Origin of the sequence: Roseovarius sp. MMSF_3359 (genome assembly GCF_030733385.1) — a bacterium.
Classification (GTDB): domain Bacteria; phylum Pseudomonadota; class Alphaproteobacteria; order Rhodobacterales; family Rhodobacteraceae; genus Roseovarius.
Map to the genome: position 1 here is coordinate 108010 of NZ_JASHJC010000012.1, position 19672 is coordinate 127681.

The window sequence follows — 19672 nt, forward strand, 5'->3', positions numbered from 1 at the left end:
GTGGTCCTCCTTCAGTTGATCAAGGCGCCACCGTCGATGTCGATGACGGCACCGGTGACGAAGGGGTTATCGATGACGAAGAGGTAGCCAGCTGCCAGATCATCGGCGGAGCCGACCTTGCCCGCAGGTAGCGACTTCGCGGTGTTGTTGAGCATTGCCGAACGCGCCTCGCTCGTCATACCGGCATAGGCTTCGGTATCGGTCAGGCCGGGGCTGACGATGTTGACACGGACTGGGGCCAGTTCCTTGGCCAGAATTTTGGCCACGGCCTCCAAAGCCGCGTTCATTGCCGTCTTGACATAGGTTCCGGGCACGGTGCGCCGGGCGAGAAACCCGGAGGTCAGCGTGATCGTGCCGCCGGGTTTGATTTGACGCGCGGCTGCTTTGGCAACCGCGACCGCGCCCCAGAATTTGGTGTCAAAGGCTTGCTTCGCGGCATCAAACGGCACTTCTGTCACCGCACCACCAGGCGCTGACGACCCTGCGGTGAAAATGACATGATCGACCGGACCTTGCGCGTCAAAGTAGGCTGCAATCGCGGCCTCATCTTTCACATCGAGGCCAGTGGACCGGCTTGCCACTTCAACGGTCCCGTCGCGGTTTGCCAGCGCTGTTGCGACGGCTTTTCCGATCCCAGATGTGCCGCCGATCACAATGGTTTTGGTTTCTTTGGTAAAGGTCATTGAAGCGTCTCCTCTCTTTGAGGCATTGGTTCATGGAAAACGGCTTCGATGAGTGGACCGGACGGCGTGCGGAAAAACAGCCGCCGCTCGTCCAGCTCTTCGAGGTCCATCGTTGAATAGCGGATGTCCAGAGCTTCGAGCTTGGCGCGGAAGTCCCTGTAGCCATCAAGATGGATGCCCACATGGTCGTAGGCTTCAGCAGCGGTATCCGTGCCGTAGCCACGCGCCCCGATCAGATGGATGATCGGCTTGTCACCGGCGTAGAGCCAGTGGCCCGGAATGCGGTGGATCGCCCTGGGCCGGGCATGCTCTTCCAACTCATCAAAGACCTTGAGCAAGAATGCCCGTGTCCCGGGCAAATCGCGTGTTCGGATGGTGATGTGGTCGAGATGCATGATGATCTCCTTTCGTTGATCATCATCTACCGCCTATCCTTGGGCCAAATAATTGGCTAATTTCCCAAAAGATAATTCGGAATCGGCGAATAATGAGGCATCAATGCTGATCGAAAATCTCAAACTCTTCCTGCTGATCGTGGAAAAGGGAGGGCTTGCGGCTGCGGGGCGCGAGGTTGGATTGTCGCCCGCTACCGTCACAGGACGGCTTGCTGCGCTTGAAGCCCACTACGGTGCGCGCCTGTTGACACGAACGACACGCTCAATCAGTTTGACAGACGAGGGCCGCGAGCTGGTCACAGGCGCGCGGCGCATATTGGCAGAGACAGAGGAAACAGAAGCAAGGATCAAGCTGGGGGTGGAAAAGATTTCCGGCACGATCCACATGAGTGCACCCAGTGACCTGGGCCGTACGCAGCTTGCTCCGCTGCTGGACCAGTTCATGGGAGAGCATCCGGAAATCGCAATCGACCTAACGCTCGGCGATGGCAATATTGATTTGGTCGGGCAAGGCATCGACCTTGCCCTGCGCTTTGGCGAATTGTCCGACAGCACGATGAAGTCGCGTAGGCTCGGAACAAACCGTCGGATTGTCTGCGCCGCACCGGACTACCTTAAGCGCAACGGGACACCCATGCATCCCGATGATCTCAGCCACCATAATTGCCTGATCATGCGCTTTGGAGCCAATACAGATCAGGACTGGTCGTTTGTGATCGATGGTCAGATGAAAACGCAGCGGGTTTTGGGGAACCGCATTGCCAATGATGGCGGCCTCATTCGGCGGTGGTGCCTGGGTGGTCAGGGAATTGCACGGAAGTCCGAATGGGACATCCGCGCCGATCTGGCAACTAGTGATCTTGTCGAGGTACTGGAGTCGTTTTCACCAGAACCGAACGCGCTTCAAATGGTCTATCCGGCAGGTGCGGTCCAGCCACGGCGCGTAAGAGCGTTGATGGAGTTTCTGGTGGCACGGTTGGGATAGCGTAGCGACCAAACCGGACACTCACACCTACCGGCTCAACGGCAGATTCGTCCGCTGTCCAGACAATCGCGATCTAAGGCTGCATCGCAATTAGACGCGATCGTGCTATCTTCCCGCGAGGAGGTGTCTTGTGATCCGCGCTGCTCTTGTATGTCTTCTACTGCTCATGCCCGCCAGCGTCATGGCGCAGGAGCGTGAGCCCAGCCATTGCCTTGCTGTTGCGGACGCGATGCCGGAGGCCACGTATCTGCACCATGTGGCGTTCCGCGATCCGGTGCCTGACGGCACCGTCCGGCTCCGCTATATCACCCATGCCAGTTTCCTGCTGCAGACCGAAGGGGGGCTGGCGGCGGTCACCGATTTCACCGGGTTTGTCGGCAATGTCGATTTCACCCCGGATGTGGTGACGATGAACCATGCCCATGCGACCCACTACACCGACTATCCCGACCCGGCCATTCCCCATGTGCTGCGGGGCTGGGGCGCGTTTGGCGAAGGCGTAGATCACAAACTTGACCTGGGCGAGATGCTGATCCGCAATGTCTCCACCGATATCCGGTCCGGGGCAGGGGTGGAGCGCGAAGGCAACTCCATCTTCATTTTCGAGGTAGCGGGGCTTTGCATCGGTCACCTGGGGCATCTGCACCATGAACCCAGCCCCGAACAATATGCCGCGATCGGGCGGCTCGATGTGGTCATGGCGGCGGTCGATGGCGGGGTGACGCTCGATCTGCCGACCATGCTCAAGGTGATGAGCCGCTTTCGGGCGCGGATCGTGATCCCGATGCACTGGTTCATTGACGGATCGCTCGGGCGGTTCCTTTCGGGGATGGAGGCGGAATTCGATGTCGTGGATACCGGCAGTCATGACCTCGTGGTGTCGCTCGACACGCTGCCGACGCGCCCGACGGTGATGGTTCTGCGCCCGGCCTATCTGCGCGAGGATGAGTGAGAACGGGTCTGGACCCGGCGAGGGAAGATGCTAGGGATAGGGCATGACACTCAACCCCGCCGATCCCACTTTCGCGGCCCATCTGCGCAGCCTGTTGCCGGATGAGGCGTTCCGCGATCCGGCACCGCATTACCTGGAAGAGCCGCGCGGCCGGTGGACGGGGCAGGCCGGGGTCGTTGTGGCACCTTCGACCGCAGACGGGGTCGCAACCGTTATCCGCGCGGCATCCGAAGCCCAGGTAGGCGTCGTTCCCTATGGCGGCGGCACGGGCCTCGTGGGCGGGCAGGTGCAGGCCGACGGACCTGCCCCGATCCTGCTCAGTCTTGAGAGGATGCGGAAGGTGCGCGCCGTCTATCCGCAGGAAAACGTGATGGTGGTCGAGGCGGGCGCGATCCTGTCCGATATTCATGATGCGGCGCAGGGTGTTGACCGGCTTTTTCCACTGACCATTGCCGCCAAGGGATCGGCGCGGATCGGTGGTAACCTTGCCACCAATGCGGGCGGCGTGAACGTGCTGCGCTACGGCAATGCGCGCGATCTCTGCCTGGGGCTGGAGGCCGTCCTGCCCGATGGCCGGATCTGGCACGGGTTGAAACGGCTCCGGAAGGACAATACCGGGTACGACCTCAAGAACCTGCTGATCGGCTCTGAGGGGACACTCGGCGTGATTACCGCCGCGGCGCTCAAGCTCTATCCCCGGCCTGCGGGTGAGGGGACGGCGCTCATGGTGGTCGAAAGCCCCGAAGCGGCGCTTGCCCTGCTGGCGCTGGCGCGCGACCATCTTGGCGAAGGGGTCAGCGCGTTTGAGTTGATGCACCGGATGGGGCTTGATTTCCTGGCGGAGACCCTGCCGGACCTGCGGCAACCTTTCGCGACACCGCCGGAATGGTTTGTGCTGATTGACGTGGGCCTGGCACGCGGGCTGGACCCGGCATCGGCGCTGGAGACGCTCTTTGCCGAGGCGCTTGAGGCCGGGTTGGTGCACGACGGGATGATCGCCCAGTCCGTGGCGCAGCGGCACCAGTTCTGGGAGGTGCGCGAAAGCATCCCCGAGGGCAACCGGCGTGTGGGTTCGATCAGCTCTCACGACATTTCGGTCCCGATGGGTGCGATCCCTGATTTCATTCGTCGAGGCGGGGAGGTCATCGCGGCCTTGGGCGATTTCCGGATCAACTGCTTCGGCCATCTGGGTGACGGCAACCTGCATTACAATGTCTTTCCGCCCAAAGGGCAAAACCGGGATGCGCATCTGGACCAGCGCGAGGCGATCAAACGGGCCGTGCATGACCTCGTGCATGAGATGGGCGGGTCCGTCAGTGCCGAACACGGGGTCGGGCGGCTCAAGGTCGAGGATCTCGAACGCTATGGCGATCCGGTCAAATTGTCCGCCATGCAGGCGATCAAGGCCGCGCTTGACCCCAAAAGGATCATGAACCCGGGTGCGGTACTGCGGTTGCCCGCGGACTGAAGATTTGCGGTTGTTTCCCCCGGGATCGCGCGGTTAACTGCACGTCGCAATGCCCCGGACGAGAGGGGCGAGGGGAAGAACCGCCTGCAATGTCAGAGCTTTGGGACGGGATCGCACAGGCCTTTTGGCTGATCGTGACGCTGGATGCGGATCTGGTGGAAATCACGCTGCGCTCATTGCAGGTGACGCTGACCGCTTTGGTCATCGCCTGCCTGATCGCGCTGCCGCTGGCGGCGATCCTGTCGGTCCGGCGTTTTCCCTTCCGGCGGATCACCATCGCGGTGCTCAACGCGTTGATGGGCCTGCCGCCGGTGGTGGTGGGGCTGATCGTCTATGTGTTCCTGTCGCGCGCGGGGCCTTTCGGGGTCTTGGGCCTTCTCTTCACCCCCACGGCGATGATCATTGCGCAGGTCATCATCATCGTGCCGCTCATCGCCTCGATTGCGCATCAGTCGCTGCGCGATCTCTGGGCGGAATATCACGACCTGCTGATCTCGATGAACACGACCCAGGGGCAGCGGATCAAGACGCTGCTCTGGGACAGCCGGCGCGCGCTTCTGACGGCGGCGCTGGCAGGCTTTGGCAGGGGTATTGGCGAGGTGGGCGCGATCATGATCGTGGGGGGCAATATCGACCACGCGACCCGGGTTCTGACCACCGCCATTGCGCTTGAGACCGGCAAGGGCAACTTCTCGCTGGCGCTCGGGCTTGGGTTTGTCCTTATCGCGCTTGCGATCGCCGTGAACCTTGCGATCCACTGGCTGAGCCATACCGAGAGGGAGGGCCGCTGGTGAGCGATCTCTTCCCGCTTTCCGTCTCCGGGGCGCAGGTGCGGCGCCGTGGCAAGGTCCTCGTCGGGCCGGTCGACCTGACCCTTCAGGCCGGTGGTGTGACCATCGTGGTGGGACCGAACGGGTCGGGGAAAACAAGCCTTCTCAAGATGTTGCATGGCATTCTTCGGCTAAACCGCGGCGGGATTACCTGGGCCTGCGGGACGGAGGATGCACAGCGCCGGCAAGCCTTCGTGTTCCAGACACCGGTGATGCTGCGCCGGACGGTGTTGGAGAACCTGATCTATCCGCTGCGCCTGCTCAACGTGCCGAAGGCGCAGGCCCGGCAGCAGGCCGAAGACTGGGCCGCGCGGATTGGTCTTTCAGGGGCCGAGGGGCGGCAGGCCACTGTGCTGTCGGGTGGCGAGCGGCAGAAACTTGCCCTGGCCCGCGCGTTGATCCGCAAGCCTGACCTGCTCTTTCTCGATGAGCCTTGCGCCTCGCTCGACGGGCGGGCGATGCGGGAAATCGAGGCGATCTTGCAGGACGCCGTTGCGTCGGGCACCCGGATTATCATGTCGACACATGATATGGGTCAAGCACGGCGGCTGGCCGATGAGGTACTCTTTATCCTGCATGGGAAGGTGCACGAGTTTGGTCCTGCGGCGGGGTTCTTTGAGGATCCCGAAACGCCCCAGGCCCGGGCCTTCCTGAATGGAGACATCGTGGAGTGAAGGAGACCCGAGCGATGACCAGATTTCTGGCCGTATGTTGTGCAGTATTGACTGTCCAGACCGCCGCCTGGGCGGAAGAGATGAAGATGGCGGTCACGACCTCTTTTCACAATTCCGGGCTGGCGGAGGTGCTGCTCCCCGAAATCAAGCAGGATACCGGCATTGATGTCCAATTGCTCGTCGTCGGGACCGGGCAGGCCCTGCGCCTGGGTGCTGCGGGGGATGTGGATGCGATTCTTGTCCATGCCAAGGCCGCCGAGGAAAAGTTCGTGGCCGAGGGCAGCGCGACACATCGCACGGAAATCATGTACAACGATTTTGTCTTTATCGGCCCCGGCGCCGACGGGGCAGGGATCAAGGCCGCCGCAGATGCCGCGGCCGCCCTGCGGCTGATCGCGGGATCTGGTGCGCCCTTTGTAAGCCGCGGCGATGACAGCGGTACACACAAGAAGGAACTGAGCCTCTGGGAAGCCGCAGATGTGGCGCCGGAGGGCGATTGGTACAACGCGGTCGGTGCCGGCATGGGGGCGGCGCTCAATACCGCGTCGGGCATGAATGCCTATATCCTCTCTGACCGGGCAAGCTGGCTCAATTTCGGCAACAAGGGCGATCTGGCGTTGTTGTTCGCGGGCGACCCGGTGCTTTTCAATCAATACGCCTACCTGCCCGTGAACCCGGAAAAACACCCCCATGTGAAGGCCGATCTGGCCGCGCAATTGGAGGCCTGGCTTGTCTCGGACCGGGCGCAGGTGTTGATCGACGGCTACCGGCTGGAAGGGGAGCAGCTCTTTACCTTCAACGCGCAGAAATAGGCGGTCGTGTTCGTCGGCGGGCGTTATTCGTCCGACCGGGGGGCATAACCGCGCAACCGGATGAAGAGGCTCGCCTCGTCGTCGTTGCGGAAAAACGGCACCGAGGTCGGCGGGGCCGGGTCGTGGGCGCGAGTGGCCACTTCGGCCAGGACAACCTCGGTGATGAAGGGCAGGTCGTATTCCTCGCGTGCCTTGGCAAGCGGCACCCATTGCAGATGCGACAGTTCATCGCTGGCGGCCGAGAAATCATCGAGATCGCCCGCGATCTCATCTGCATCAATCAGGAAAAACCGCGCATCGAACCTGCGCGGGCGTCCCGGCGGCGTGATGGCGCGAAAGACGAATTGCAACGCCTTGGCCGACGGGACATGACCCCTGGCGGCAAAACCCTGCCAATCGTCGGGTGGGGTACCATCCCAGGTGCCGGGCTGGCCCAGGATCAGCCCGGTTTCTTCCCAAAGCTCGCGGATGGCGGCGGCGGCCAGCGCATGACCCAGATCCTCGGCACTGTCTTCGCGCAGACGTTCGGCGCAGACCGATGGGACCGGTGTGGCCAGCGGCACATTGGCGTCGGCGGCATCCACTGCCCCGCCGGGAAAGACGAATTTCGACGGCATGAAGGCGGCCTTGGCGCCGCGTTGGCCCATCAGCACATGCGGGTCATTTTCGCGATCCCGCAAGGCAATAACGGTGGCCGCGTTGCGGATGGCGGTCTTGTCGATGGTCATGAAGGCCCTTTCCGTTACGAAAGGGTCAGGTCTTGTTCCCGAACCCGTGCATAAACCGGGCCCACTGGAATGCGACGATCGCCCCTTTCAGCCTTGGCAGAAGGTATAGCGAGAGGCCGACGCAGCCAAGGCCGAATATGGTGAAGAGCACCAGAGGCTCAGGCCGCCATGTGGTGAAGACCACATGCAGGAGCGGCGCCATCAGGTGACCGACGATCAGGATGGTCAGATAGGCCGGGCCGTCATCAGCGCGATGGTGCGAAAAGTCTTCCTGACACACGGGGCAGGTATCGCGCACCTTGAGATAGCTTTTCAGAAGCGGGCCGCTGCCACAATTGGGGCATTTGCCCCGATAGCCTTTCCAGACCGCGGGCCAGAGTTCGCGTTCTTCGTTTTCTACGGTCTGTTCCATGATGCTGCCTGTTTCCCGTCGCGTGTCGCCTAAATGGGGTATTGAGGACATACATGAAAGTGGTGAACGATGCCTTGCGTCGCGATGTCGCAAACCCCGCGGCGGCACAATAGCGCCGCAAGAATTTTCGTTTTTCTGCGACGGAACATGTTCGGTGCCACGTAAGAAGAGTACGATCCGGCATGAAGACCGGATTGGGGCAGAGACGAACCGACATATTGAACGGAGAAACCAGAATGAAAAATACCGCACTTATGGCATCGCTTGGATTGGCCATCATCGCAGGGGGCGCGGTTGCGTCGAACGATACCGGCGGCGGAAAGCATCATCGCCCGCATCACAGCTTCGAAGAACTTGACGCCAATGGCGACGGCAAGCTGATGAAGGAAGAGATCGAAGCGCATATGCAGACCCGGTTCGAAGGGGCCGATACCGATGGTGACGGCGCGCTTTCCAAGGACGAATTGCTGGCGCGGGTGCAAGAGCGCCGGGCCAAGCGGGCTGAGAAATACGTCGATCACATGCTGGAGCGTCACGATGCCGATGGCGACGGCGCCCTGACGATGGACGAGATGAAGGCCCGCCGTGACGGCAAGATGTTCGCCCGAATGGATGCGAATGAGGATGGCGCGATCTCGAAAGAGGAGTTCGAGGCGATGCGCGCCAAGCACAAGAAGCACAAGAAACAGCGGAAGCAAGGTGCGGATGACAGCACCGACGGGGCCGCGGACTAGGCCTTTGGGGTGCGGGCGGGGCATCATCGGGTGCGCCGCCCAACCGTGACCTGATGGGCAGGGGATATGCCGCTGGATGCCATGAGTGACGAAAGCGACGAAGCATTGCTGATGCGCTACGCGGCCGGCGACCAGGCCGCCGCGCAGGCGCTGACCCTGCGCCTGACGCCGCGCGTCTATGCCCATGCTTGCCGGATGCTGGGTATTCCCGCCGAGGCCGAGGATGTGACCCAGGAGGCCCTGATGCGGCTTTGGCGGATTGCGCCGGAATGGCGGCGGGGGGAGGCGCAGGTGACGACCTGGCTCTTTCGCGTGGTGGCCAATCTCTGCACTGACCGGTTGCGGCGGGCGCGGGGCGTGGCGCTGGAGGCGATCCCGGAGCCCGAGGACGGCCAGGCAAGTGCCGCCGAGCAGATGCAGGAGCAAAGCCGCGCGGCGGCGTTGCAGGCGGCATTGGCCCGGTTGCCTGACCGGCAGCGCCAAGCGGTCATCCTGCGGCATATCGAGGGGCTGTCGAACCCGCAGATCGCTGAAATCATGGAGATCGGCGTGGAAGCGGTCGAAAGCCTGACGGCCCGGGGGAAGCGGGCGCTTGCGGCCGACCTGGCGGGAAAAAGAGAAGAACTGGGGTACACGGATGACTGACAAGGAACTTGAAACCACTGATCTGTCGCGGTTTTTCGAAGCGGCAAAGCAGGCGCCGCCGACGCCCCCAACGGCCCTGATGCACCGTGTCCTGGACGATGCCAGAGCGGTGCAGCCGCAGGGTATACGCGCACCCCGGCAGTCTTTTCTCGTCCGGCGCTGGCGGGAGTTTGCGGGCGCGGTCGGCGGATGGCCCGCCATGGCAGGGCTGGCGACGGCCACGGTGGCGGGGGTCTGGCTGGGCGTGATGCCGCCCGCCGCTTTGCCTGATGCAACCGGCGCCTATCTCGATCTTGGCGGCAGCAGCTACCTGGTCGATGCGGCTCCGGACCTCGGGTTCGATCTTGTTGAGGAGGCGCTCTGAATGTCAGAGGAGATGAAACCGGCCCCGGGTGGGATGAAGCCCTGGCTGCGCGTGTTGCTGGTGGTGTCGCTGGCGATGAACCTTTTGGTGGTCGGGGCGTTGATTGGCGCGCTGGTCACCTGGTCGAACTGGCGATCGCATCATCCCTCCCGGCTTGCGATGGCGGGTGGGCCGCTGACCCGGGCGCTTGCGCCCGAAGACAGGCGCGCCATCGGCAAGGAGATGCGCAAGGCCCATCGCAAGGAGAAGGGCAACCGCGCCCGGCATCACGGTGAACTCATGGGACTGGTTGCCGACCTCAAAGCCGAGCCGTTTGACCCCGAAGCGGTCGAGCAGCGCCTTGCCCGGCACCGGAAGTCCTTCGATGATCGCCTTGGATTGGGGCTCGAATTGCTGACTGCGCGCCTGACGCAGATGACAGCAGAAGATCGCGCCGCCTATGCCGACCGCCTGCAAGATGTGCTCACCCGCCGGGGCAAGGGCAAAAAGGACAAGTCGGACAAGGACTAAGGCATCAAGCCGCGGTGCGGTTCGACAGCGTAACGGTATTTCGCCCATCCGCCTTCGAGCCATAGAGCGCACGATCCGCGTGATCCAGAAGCCCGTCAACCGTCGGGCGCACGCCGTTTGTGCCGCGCTCGCCCATGGCCACGCCGATACTGACCGTGACATGGATCGGGGCATCGAGGCCCGGCACCTTGATCGGTGTCCGCTGGATGATCCGGCACAGCCTGCTGGCGGTTTGTTTTGCCTGGGCCGGGCTGGTTTCAGGCGTAACGATCAGGAATTCCTCGCCCCCCAGACGGGCGATCAGGTCCTCGTCACGGGCATTGTTGCGCAGGACATCCGCGATGCGCGCGAGCACCGCATCACCTGCGGCGTGCCCATAGCGGTCATTGACCTGCTTGAAGTGATCCAGATCGGCAACCATGACCGCAAAACTGCTATCAGAGCTGCGCTGCCCCCGGATCAGGGATTCGACAAAGGGCAGGGCGTAGCGCCGGTTGTAAAGGCCGGTCAGCGGGTCGATCACCGCGGCTTGCAGGCCAATGTGGAGCTGCGCGCGCAATTTGTCGGCGGTCTGCTTGTTTTCCAGTTGTGTACCGATCCGCAGCGCCAGTTCGCGTGGGTCGGTGTTGCCGCAGGTGACGTCACTGGCGCCCATATCCAGCACGGTGGCGGCCAGGCGCCTGATCTCTTCCGGCAAGACCACGAGGACCGGGCAATTCCGTGTCGCGGGCGCAGCGCGCAGCTCGGCCATAAGGCGCAGGCCGTCATCGCTGGTCGCGGGATCGACCTGCAGAACGTACATGTCGGGCCGGTCATGATCCTTGAGGGTGCCGCCCGCATGTTCAGAGGAGACAGCCATGAATTCGTGGCGGGAATTGACCGAGAGCGATGCGCGCAGCCGGGTCGCTTCGGTTTTCTGATGCGCGACGACGGCCACCCTGCCGGGGCGGACAAACCCCTGCTGCGCCTCGGCGAAGCCAAGGGCATTGGCGGTGCCGGCGTGCATCTTGAGGTCGTGGTTCATGTGACGTTGGCGCAGCAGGCTGCGCAGCCGCGCCAGCAGGAGTGTTTCCTCGACCGGTTTGGACAGTACCTCGCTTGCTCCGGCTTTGAGTGCCTCAATCCGGGCTTCGGGCGTGTCGTTTGACAGGATCAGGATGACAGGCACGCTGTCATTTGCATCGCAGGACCGCATGGCGCGGACAAACGCACTGCTGTCGAAGTCGGAAAGTTCGGTACTGGCAAGGATCAGATCGGGCTTGTGACGGGTCACCATCCTGAGGGCCTCGGCCCCGCTTCGGGCCTGGAAAACATCATAGAACGCGGCGGAAAGTTTTACCTTCAGCACAATGCGATTTGTTGCCAACTCATCAACGATCAGAATTTTACCTGACATGGGGAAATTCGCCTTTCAGACTGCCCCTTCCGTAAGCGGAATATCCATGTCAGAAGTTAAGAAAACCTTTCCGGAATTTTACACGAATGAACAATATGCAGGAATCCGCCGAAACCCTCGCGCTGCAGTGCCTGGCGTGGCTCGCGGGCAATGAAGAGCTGCTGCCGGTGTTCATGGGGGCGTCGGGCGTTTCGCAGGAGGATCTGCGCAAGGGCGCCGAAGATCCTGTTTTTCTGGGGTCGGTGCTGGATTTCGTGATGATGGACGATGCCTGGGTGGTGGAGTTCTGCGCGGATCACGGCCTTCCCAACGAAAGTCTGATGCGGGCGCGGATGGCGCTGCCGGGTGGTGAACAGGTGAACTGGACGTAAACAAAAGGAAAACATCTTGGCAACAAAGGTTGACGGCCTTCTCTTCGACAAGGATGGCACCTTGTTTGATTTTCATGCCACCTGGAGCGTCTGGGCGGGCGGTGTCATCCGCGCTCTTGCCGAGGGTGACGAGGGCATGATCCGCCGGCTTGCGGCACTGCTTGGCTATGACCTCGACAGGCAGGAATTTGACACGACGTCGGTGGTGATTGCCGAATCCTCCAGCACGATCGCGGCGCTGATTGCCGCGGAATTGCCCGGTCGGTCGGCAGATGACGTGGAAAACTACCTCATGATGACCGCCGCCGAAGTACCGCAAAGCCCGTCACTGCCGCTCGCCCCCTACCTTACGGACCTCGCAGGCCGGGGATTATCGCTTGGGGTGATGACCAATGACAATGAATACGCCGCGCGAGCGCATCTGAAGTCGGTCGGGATCGAGACGCATTTCGACTTCATAGCCGGATGCGACTCGGGCTTCGGCGCCAAACCCGATCCCGGTCCGCTGCTGGCCTTCGCCAAGGCCACAGGCCTGTCGCCCGATCGCGTGGCGATGGTCGGCGACAGCACCCATGACCTGATCGCTGGCCGTGCCGCGGGCATGCACACGGTCGGTGTCCTGACCGGTCTTGCAGATACCATGGAACTTGCGCCCTATGCCGATATCGTCTTTCCGGACATCAGCCATATCCCGGCCTGGCTGACCGCATGACGCGCCACCCCCGTTTCGGGATCTGGCTTGCCTTTTTCGGCACGATGGTGCTGACCGTGGATGCGATGTTGATGCGGCTCTCGGGGATGGGAGGCCTGCAGATGACCGCCTGGCGGGGTCTTTGCATGGGCGCTGTCCTGATTCTCGTCTGGCTGATGCAAAGCCGTGCGCACCGAAAGGATGCGGGCCAGCTCCGAACCGGGGCAGGGGTGGCCATCATCGCCTGCCAGTTCTTCAACTCCCTCCTGTTCTGCTTCGGTATCGCCATCGCGCCGGTCGCGGTCGTGCTATTCGGCCTGGCAGCGGTGCCGGTCTTTGCGGCGATCTTCGCCTGGTTGATCCTGGGAGAGCGAACCTCGACCCTGACATGGGTGACGATCGTGCTGGTCATCGGCGGGATTGGCATCGCTGTTTCGGGCAAGGCGGGCGCGACGGCGGGGCTGGACCTTGCGACGATCGCCGGGGCGGTCCTGGGCCTTGGTGTCGCGATCGTCCTGGCGCTCAATTTCGTTATCCTGCGCGGCCGGCCGGAATTGCCGATCCCGCTCCTCGTCGGATCCGGGGCGCTGCTTTGTGGCCTGACCTCTCTTGCGCTCATCGGTCCGCAGGAGATGGCGCGGGGCAACATCCTGCCCATGGTCCTGACCGGGGCGGTGGTCCTGCCGGTGTCGTTTCTTTCCCTGTCGGTGGCGGCCCGTCACACCCGCGCCTCCAATGTGAGCTTTCTGATGCTTCTGGAGACGATCCTCGGCCCGTTCTGGGTCTGGCTGGTGATCGGAGAGGCGCCAACGGAGCGGATGCTCGCGGGTGGCTTCATCGTCATCACAAGCCTCGCGGGATACCTCTTTCTGATAACACGCCACCGCGAGAACACCGGCTAACCGACATCTGAGAAACAAAAACGACAGCATGTGTCGCAAAGTGGCGTACAGTTGCGCCGCAGCCGGTGTTTCGATGGGATCAGACATCAGCCGGAGGAACGGGCATGGCACGCGAAACAAGCAGACGACGTCGTAGCGGGGGCCGCGCAGGCAGTGCCGAGCGCCGGGGATCGGCCGCGATTGAACAAATGCCATGGGCCCCGCCGATCAATACCGACCGCCCGGTTGAGCCGCTTGATGAGGCCGGGGTGCAGGCCATTCACGACGGTGCCATGCGTATCCTCGAGGAGATCGGCATCGAATTCCTGAACCCCGAGGCGCTTGACGTTCTGCGCGGCTCAGGCGGCTGTACGATCAATGGCGAAAACGTCCGCATGGGCCGCGATTTCGTGATGGAGATGATCGCCAAGGCCCCCGATCAGTGGACGATCACGCCGCGCAATCCCGACCGACAGATCACCATGGGGGGCGGGCATTTGAATTTCGGCAACGTCTCGTCACCGCCGAGCTATTGGGACATGGAGATCGCCAAGAAGGTCACGGGCACACGAGAGATGTGCCAGAACCTCTTGAAATTAAGTCAGTATTTCAACTGTATCCATTTCGTTGGCGGCTATCCGGTGGAACCGCAGGACATCCACGCCAGCATCCGGCATCTTGACGTGCTCTATGACAAGCTGACGCTCACCGACAAGGTCGCCCATGCCTATTGCCTCGGCAAGGAGCGTGTCGAGGACGTGATGGAGATGGTGCGCATCGCGGGCGGCCACACGGATGCGGAGTTCGACGCCGGGCCGAAGATGTACACCAACATCAACTCGACCTCGCCTTTGAAACACGATTATCCCATGCTCGATGGCTGGATGCGGCTGGCGCGGCGCAATCAGGGCCTTGTGGTCACGCCCTTCACCCTGGCGGGCGCGATGGCGCCGGTCACCATGTCGGGCGCGGTGGCGCAATCGCTGGCCGAGGGGTTGGTTGCCGTCGTGCTGGCGCAAATTATCCGCCCCGGCGCCTGCTGTGCAATTGGTACGTTCACGTCGAATGTCGATATGAAATCCGGCGCGCCGGCCTTCGGGACCCCGGAATACATGCGCGCGACGCAGATGACCGGGCAATTGGCGCGGTTTTATGGGCTGCCGATGCGCGCAAGCGGCGTCTGTGCCGCCAACGTGCCGGACGGGCAGGCGATGTGGGAGACCTCGAACAGCCTCTGGTCCGCCGTGCAGGCGGGCGCGCATATGGTCTATCACGCGGCCGGGTGGCTGGAGGGCGGGTTGATCGCAAGCCCCGAGAAATTCGTAATGGATTGCGAGATCTTGCAGCAAATTCAGCGGTATATGGACCCGATGTTGACCGCGACTGGCGTCGATGAAATCGCCGTGGACGCGGTCAAGGAAGTGGGCGACCAGGGGCATTTCTTTGGCATCCAGCACACGCAGGACCGCTATACGACGGCCTTTTATCAACCCTACCTCAGCGATTGGCGCAATTTCGAAGCCTGGGAGGCCGCAGGTGGTGTCTGGACCGCGCAACGGGCGCATCAGACCTACAAGGATATAATCTCGAGTTTCGAGGCGCCGCCAATGGACGTGGCGATCCGCGAAGAGTTGGAGGCCTTCGTGGAGCGGCGCAAATCCGAGGGCGGCGCGCCGACGGACTTCTGATCCACCCGTCCCGGACTTGATCCGGGACCTCTCTTTCGACGGCAAGAGGCCCCCGGGTCAGGCCCGGGGCGGATGTTTTTCTGCGGCAGCTTGGAACGCTCTAACAGGCGTCATCAACGAGAAGTTGTTTTGCAATCAAGTCATTATGCTGTGCTCTTAGCGCGCTTGGTTTTACGCTTTCGGCGCCGGGGCATATCGACGTCAGGGCCGCATCCGCTTGCCATCCGGGTCGAATAGCGGCCCGACGGTGACCACCGCCTTGAAGAGGTCGCCGGCGATGTCGACTTCGACGATCGTACCGTCAGCGAGAGGCGTCGAGAGACTGCAGAGGGCCACCGGCCGCCTCACACGATACCCGAAGGCGCAGGAGGTGGTCTGCCCGATGCTCTCCCCATTGCACAGGATGGGTTCGTGACCCAGAGGGACGGCGGCAAGATCTTCGAACATAAGCGATCGGATGCGCGGCGTGGCGCCCGACGCCTCATCGGTCTGTAACGCCTCAGATCCGATGAACCCGCCCGATTTGCGCGTGGCAAAGGTCAAACCGGCATTGATGGGGGGCGTGTCGCTGTCAAGCTCATGGCCCATGGCGCAGAACCCCTTTTCGATCCGCATGGAGGTCTGGGCAAAGAGGCCCGCGGGCGTGGCGCCCGCATCAGTCAGCGCGGCATAGATCGACGGGGCGTTCTCTGCCAGGCAGGTGATCTCCCATCCCGCCTCGCCGATATAGGAGAGGCGCGCGGCCCGTACATGTTTGCCGTCGATATGCGCAGCACCGACCTTGAAATACCCGAGGTCCGCCAGGTCTGCCGCGCCAAGCCCGGCAACGATCTGGGCCGCATCCGGTCCCATCAGCCCCAACACCGCGTAGATTTCGGTGCTGTCCTCTATCGTCACCCGGTATCCGTCGGCATGGCGGCGGAACCAGGCCAGGTCCCGCTTGATCGCATTGGTCCCGGTGAAGAGGCGGTAATGATCCGGCGCGATGCGTTGCGCGGTGATATCGCTTTCATAGGTCCCCCGGTCGTTCAGGACGGGGGTGTAGATCACCGATCCCGGCGGGCGGGCCATGTGACCGGCGCAAACCCGCAGCAGGAACGCCTCGGCATCCGGGCCGGTTACGTCGATCTTGCCGAAGGAGGAGGCGTCGAAAACCGCAGACCGCTGATGCGCAGCCATGACCTCGGCGGCAACGTTTTCAAACCAGTCGGGCCGGCCGAAACGCAACACCGGCTCGGCGGTTTTGCCGAAGTAAAGCGGCCGCTCCCAGCCATAGACCTGCCCCATATGAGCGCCCGCCCGGCGGTATTCAGCATCAAGCGGCAGGGCGCGCAGGTTCCGTGCGGTGGCAAGCTGCTTGCCCGGATAGGCGATGTCATAGTGCGTCCCGAGGATTTCCGGCGCCCGGGCCATGAGGTGATCAAGCGAGTTGAAGACGGGCGCAAATCGCTTGGCGTCAGCCTCGGTCAGGTCATACGCCGTGTGGCCATGCACGATGGCATGGGCCAGGTTCATGCCCGCACCGCCGCCCGAGGCCATGCCGACCGAATTCATCCCGCACCCGAGGAAAAGCCCGCGCGTCTCGGCGGTCTCGCCCAGCATGAAGCTGCCATCGGGGGTGAAACTCTCGGGGCCGTTCAGCAGCATCTTCACCTCGGCTGTTTCCAACGGCGGCAGGCGGTGCAGCGCCAGTTCCATCATCGGCTCGAAATGCTCCCAATCCTCGGGCAGCAAGCCAAACTCGAAATTCTCATCCAGAACACCCGGCGCAATGGCCTTCCCCATTGGCTCGAAACAGCCCACCAGCAGGCCGCCGCTGTCGTCGCGGATATAGAGATGGCTGTCATGGTCACTAAGCGTCGGCATGTTGCCGGTGATCCCGTCGATGGGCTTGGTCAGCAGGTAGAAATGTTCGCACGCATGTGCCGGGACTTCCGCGCCGGCCATCGCACCCACCTCCCGCGACCAAAGCCCGGCACAAAGCGCCACCGCGTTGCACATCACCGTGCCTTGCGTTGTTTCGACCCCCTTGATGCGGCCCTGTTCGGTCAGGATGCCGGTCACGCCGGTTTGCTCGAAAATCTCGGCGTCAAGCCCCTTCGCGGCTTTGACCAGCGCGGCGCAGACATCGCTGGGCGAAACGCGCCCATCCTCTGGCGACCAGACCGCGCCCAATACATCATCGGCGTTCATCAGCGGCCAGCGTTCCTTGGCCTCACCCGCGCCGATGGAATGGGCGGCGATGCCATAAGCACGGGCCAGCGCCTCCTGCCGTTTGATATGGGTCAGGCGGTCGGGGGTCGTGGCGATCGACAGCGACCCTTTCTGAATCCAGCCGACGCTCTGGCCGGTCTCCATCTCAAGCTGGCTGTAGAGATCAACGGAGTACTGGATCATCCGCGTCAGGTTGCGCGAATGCCGGAGCGCGCGAACCTGCGCCGCCGAATGCCATGTGGTGCCTGAGGTCAGGCGGTTGCGTTCCAGCAAGACCGCATCGCCAACGCCCATCTTGGCCAGGTGGTAGAGGGTCGAACACCCCATAATGCCGCCGCCGATCACGACAACGCTGGCCTGGGCGGGAAGGGGGGGAGTGGACATGGCGGCCCTCGTCTTGACGATTCGTGTATCGTATGTTTCAGTCATACCCATGAATGAAACGAATGCAACATAGTCGCGGCGTGGCACGGTCGAAACTGAAAGAGCTGACGCCAGGCAAGCTCCAGTCACTCAGCCCGCAACTGCGCAAGGCGGCGCGGTATGTGGTGGAGCACCCCGGCGAGATCGCAACGCGGTCGCAGCGTTTCGTGGCGGGCGCGGCAAACCTCTCGGCACCGACCTTCACCCGGCTGGCCCATGCGATCGGCTATGAGAGCTACGATGATTTGCGCGAAACCTGCCGCGCGGAGGTGCTGAACAAGCGGACGGTGCTTGCGGAAAAGGCGCAGCTTCTGGTCGAGGCGGACACCTCGGATGCCGGGTTCGCTGCCCGCCACGCGGCGGCCACGATCCGCAACACCGAGGACTTGATTGCAAATCTCGATCTAGAGGCGCTTGAGGCCGCGGCGCAGATGCTGGTCAGGGCGCGGCGTGTGGCCCTTCTGGGCGTGATGAGCGCACGGCCGATTGTCGATTATGCGATGTACCTGGCCAACATGTCCCTGTCGGGCTGGATGGTGCCGGGGGGCGGGGGGCACGGGTTGGCCAGCGATCTTGCCGATCTGGGCCCCGAGGATGCGTGCATCGTGTTCAGTATCGAGCCCTACGCCGCGCAGGCCATCGGGCTTGCGCGCACCATCACGGAGCAGGGCGCGCCGCTTCTGGCGCTCACCGACAATCACCTGTCGCCGGTTGCCGAACATGCGCGGCATTGCTTTTGCATCGGTACGGAAAGCCCCCAGTTCTTCCCGTCCCATGTCGCCGCCATGGTTTTCTTCGAGGCGATTATCGGTATGGTTATTCAGATGAAAGGCAACGAGGCACAGCAACGAATTGCCGCGGTCGAACGGCAAAATCACAAATTAGGAGAATACTGGCGGGATAAACCCGGTAGCAACAAGGGAGCGTAAAGTTATGAAAAATATCATTAATTCAACGGTGAGCGGGATTGCCCTCGCCGCGATGGCCGCCGGCAGCGTCAGCGCCCAATGTACCAACGAGGTGTGGAACAGGGTGATGGAACGCGGCAAGGTCGTGATCGGCGTCAAGGCCGACTACAAGCCCTGGGGTTTTCGCGATGAAAACGGCAACCTTGTCGGCATGGAAATTGACATGGCCAATGATGTGGCGGCCAAGATGGGCGTCGATGTCGAACTGGTGCCGGTGCAATCGTCGAACCGGATGCAGTTCCTGGAGCAGGGCAAGATCGACATGATGATTGCCACCATGTCCGACCGGGCCGACCGGCGCGAAATCGTGGGCATCCCGGGGCCGAACTATTACACCTCCGGCACGAACGTGATGGCGCCCAAGGCGCTGGGCTTCAGCAAGTGGGAAGACCTGAGCGGCAAGAAGGTCTGCGGCAAGCAGGGTGCATTCTATAACCAGATCGTCGAAGAACGCTATGGCGTTGAAATCGTGGCCTTTACCGGCAATGCCGAGGCCAAGCAGGCGCTGCGTGACAAGAAATGCGTAGCCTGGGTCTATGACGACAGCTCGATCGGGTCTGACCTGAGCTCAGGCAACTGGGACGAGTTCGAAATGCCGCTGAATTCCGAGGACGACAACCCCTGGGGTCTCGCCGTGCCGCTGGACGAGGTGAACTGCGTCTTTGGCAATTTCATGTCGGGCATGCAGTATAACTGGCACCGCGACGGGACGCTGATCGAGCTTGAGGCGAAATGGGGCATCAAGCCCACCGCCTACCTCGCCGACAAGAACGAACGCTACGGCGACTGGCTCGAGTAAACCGGTTCATAGCAATATCGCGCCCTCCTGGTATTTCGGGTGGGCGCAG

General features: G+C 62.4%; 22 protein-coding genes. 16 read left to right on the plus strand and 6 right to left on the minus strand.

Annotated elements, in window-relative coordinates:
- Window positions 1–11: 11 nt before the first annotated feature.
- Window positions 12–683, minus strand: coding sequence for an SDR family oxidoreductase (locus tag RBB29_RS16885; protein WP_306115487.1), 672 nt, complete (start codon window positions 681–683; stop codon window positions 12–14).
- Entirely contained in the window at window positions 680–1078 is a 399-nt protein-coding gene (locus RBB29_RS16890; RefSeq protein ID WP_306115488.1) for a VOC family protein, read from the minus strand. Before RBB29_RS16890 ends, RBB29_RS16885 begins: the two co-directional genes overlap by 4 nt.
- Before the next feature lie 103 nt (window positions 1079–1181).
- Here RBB29_RS16890 and RBB29_RS16895 point away from each other — a divergent pair, with 103 nt between their 5' ends.
- The 6 genes from RBB29_RS16895 (at window position 1182) to RBB29_RS16920 (ending at window position 6799) form a co-directional block, all read left to right on the plus strand.
- Window positions 1182–2063 carry a LysR family transcriptional regulator gene (locus tag RBB29_RS16895; protein ID WP_306115489.1) on the plus strand — a complete coding sequence of 294 codons (882 nt, stop codon included), beginning with the start codon at window positions 1182–1184 and terminating at the stop codon, window positions 2061–2063.
- Between the two features lie 130 nt (window positions 2064–2193).
- Window positions 2194–3015 (plus strand): MBL fold metallo-hydrolase, encoded by an 822-nt coding sequence (locus RBB29_RS16900; RefSeq protein ID WP_371931519.1) that lies wholly within the window; start codon window positions 2194–2196, stop codon window positions 3013–3015.
- A 43-nt stretch (window positions 3016–3058) separates the two neighbouring features.
- Complete coding sequence (locus tag RBB29_RS16905; protein ID WP_306115490.1) at window positions 3059–4483, plus strand: FAD-binding oxidoreductase; 1425 nt, start codon at window positions 3059–3061, stop codon at window positions 4481–4483.
- 89 nt (window positions 4484–4572) lie between these two features.
- Entirely contained in the window at window positions 4573–5277 is a 705-nt protein-coding gene (locus tag RBB29_RS16910; RefSeq protein WP_306115491.1) for an ABC transporter permease, read from the plus strand.
- Window positions 5274–5987, plus strand: coding sequence for an energy-coupling factor ABC transporter ATP-binding protein (locus RBB29_RS16915; RefSeq protein ID WP_306115492.1), 714 nt, complete (start codon window positions 5274–5276; stop codon window positions 5985–5987). Before RBB29_RS16910 ends, RBB29_RS16915 begins: the two co-directional genes overlap by 4 nt.
- Before the next feature lie 14 nt (window positions 5988–6001).
- Window positions 6002–6799, plus strand: coding sequence for a substrate-binding domain-containing protein (locus RBB29_RS16920; RefSeq protein ID WP_306115493.1), 798 nt, complete (start codon window positions 6002–6004; stop codon window positions 6797–6799).
- A gap of 23 nt (window positions 6800–6822) precedes the next feature.
- Here RBB29_RS16920 and RBB29_RS16925 read toward each other — a convergent pair whose 3' ends face one another.
- On the minus strand, window positions 6823–7527 hold the full coding sequence (locus RBB29_RS16925) for an NUDIX domain-containing protein (RefSeq protein WP_306115494.1): 705 nt from the start codon (window positions 7525–7527) through the stop codon (window positions 6823–6825).
- A 25-nt stretch (window positions 7528–7552) separates the two neighbouring features.
- Window positions 7553–7939 (minus strand): DUF983 domain-containing protein, encoded by a 387-nt coding sequence (locus RBB29_RS16930; RefSeq protein ID WP_306115495.1) that lies wholly within the window; start codon window positions 7937–7939, stop codon window positions 7553–7555.
- 236 nt (window positions 7940–8175) lie between these two features.
- Between RBB29_RS16930 and RBB29_RS16935 the strand changes: the two genes are divergently transcribed.
- The 4 genes from RBB29_RS16935 (at window position 8176) to RBB29_RS16950 (ending at window position 10192) form a co-directional block, all read left to right on the plus strand.
- Window positions 8176–8673 (plus strand): EF-hand domain-containing protein, encoded by a 498-nt coding sequence (locus RBB29_RS16935; protein WP_306115496.1) that lies wholly within the window; start codon window positions 8176–8178, stop codon window positions 8671–8673.
- 66 nt (window positions 8674–8739) lie between these two features.
- Window positions 8740–9318, plus strand: a complete 579-nt coding sequence (locus tag RBB29_RS16940; RefSeq protein ID WP_306115497.1) for an RNA polymerase sigma factor — start codon at window positions 8740–8742, stop codon at window positions 9316–9318.
- On the plus strand, window positions 9311–9682 hold the full coding sequence (locus tag RBB29_RS16945; RefSeq protein ID WP_306115498.1) for a hypothetical protein: 372 nt from the start codon (window positions 9311–9313) through the stop codon (window positions 9680–9682). Before RBB29_RS16940 ends, RBB29_RS16945 begins: the two co-directional genes overlap by 8 nt.
- Window positions 9683–10192, plus strand: coding sequence for a periplasmic heavy metal sensor (locus RBB29_RS16950; RefSeq protein ID WP_306115499.1), 510 nt, complete (start codon window positions 9683–9685; stop codon window positions 10190–10192).
- A gap of 4 nt (window positions 10193–10196) precedes the next feature.
- Here the strand turns inward: RBB29_RS16950 and RBB29_RS16955 are convergent, their stop codons facing one another.
- Window positions 10197–11588 (minus strand): diguanylate cyclase, encoded by a 1392-nt coding sequence (locus RBB29_RS16955; protein ID WP_306115500.1) that lies wholly within the window; start codon window positions 11586–11588, stop codon window positions 10197–10199.
- 86 nt (window positions 11589–11674) lie between these two features.
- On the opposite strand from RBB29_RS16955, the gene RBB29_RS16960 reads away from it, so the two are divergent.
- The 4 genes from RBB29_RS16960 (at window position 11675) to RBB29_RS16975 (ending at window position 15219) form a co-directional block, all read left to right on the plus strand.
- Entirely contained in the window at window positions 11675–11959 is a 285-nt protein-coding gene (locus RBB29_RS16960; RefSeq protein WP_306115501.1) for a DUF3572 domain-containing protein, read from the plus strand.
- A gap of 16 nt (window positions 11960–11975) precedes the next feature.
- Window positions 11976–12671: an HAD family hydrolase gene (locus RBB29_RS16965; protein WP_306115502.1), complete on the plus strand. Its 696-nt coding sequence runs from the start codon at window positions 11976–11978 to the stop codon at window positions 12669–12671.
- Window positions 12668–13552, plus strand: a complete 885-nt coding sequence (locus tag RBB29_RS16970; protein WP_306115503.1) for a DMT family transporter — start codon at window positions 12668–12670, stop codon at window positions 13550–13552. Before RBB29_RS16965 ends, RBB29_RS16970 begins: the two co-directional genes overlap by 4 nt.
- A 104-nt stretch (window positions 13553–13656) precedes the next feature.
- Window positions 13657–15219 (plus strand): trimethylamine methyltransferase family protein, encoded by a 1563-nt coding sequence (locus RBB29_RS16975; RefSeq protein WP_306115504.1) that lies wholly within the window; start codon window positions 13657–13659, stop codon window positions 15217–15219.
- A gap of 201 nt (window positions 15220–15420) precedes the next feature.
- Here RBB29_RS16975 and RBB29_RS16980 read toward each other — a convergent pair whose 3' ends face one another.
- Entirely contained in the window at window positions 15421–17817 is a 2397-nt protein-coding gene (locus RBB29_RS16980) for an FAD-dependent oxidoreductase (RefSeq protein WP_306115505.1), read from the minus strand.
- Between the two features lie 62 nt (window positions 17818–17879).
- On the opposite strand from RBB29_RS16980, the gene RBB29_RS16985 reads away from it, so the two are divergent.
- Both RBB29_RS16985 and RBB29_RS16990 read left to right on the plus strand, forming a co-directional pair.
- The gene (locus RBB29_RS16985) at window positions 17880–18785 is read left to right on the plus strand and encodes a MurR/RpiR family transcriptional regulator (protein WP_306115506.1); all 906 of its coding nucleotides are present in this window, start codon (window positions 17880–17882) and stop codon (window positions 18783–18785) included.
- A 4-nt stretch (window positions 18786–18789) separates the two neighbouring features.
- Window positions 18790–19623, plus strand: coding sequence for a transporter substrate-binding domain-containing protein (locus RBB29_RS16990; protein ID WP_306115507.1), 834 nt, complete (start codon window positions 18790–18792; stop codon window positions 19621–19623).
- Window positions 19624–19672: the final 49 nt, after the last annotated feature.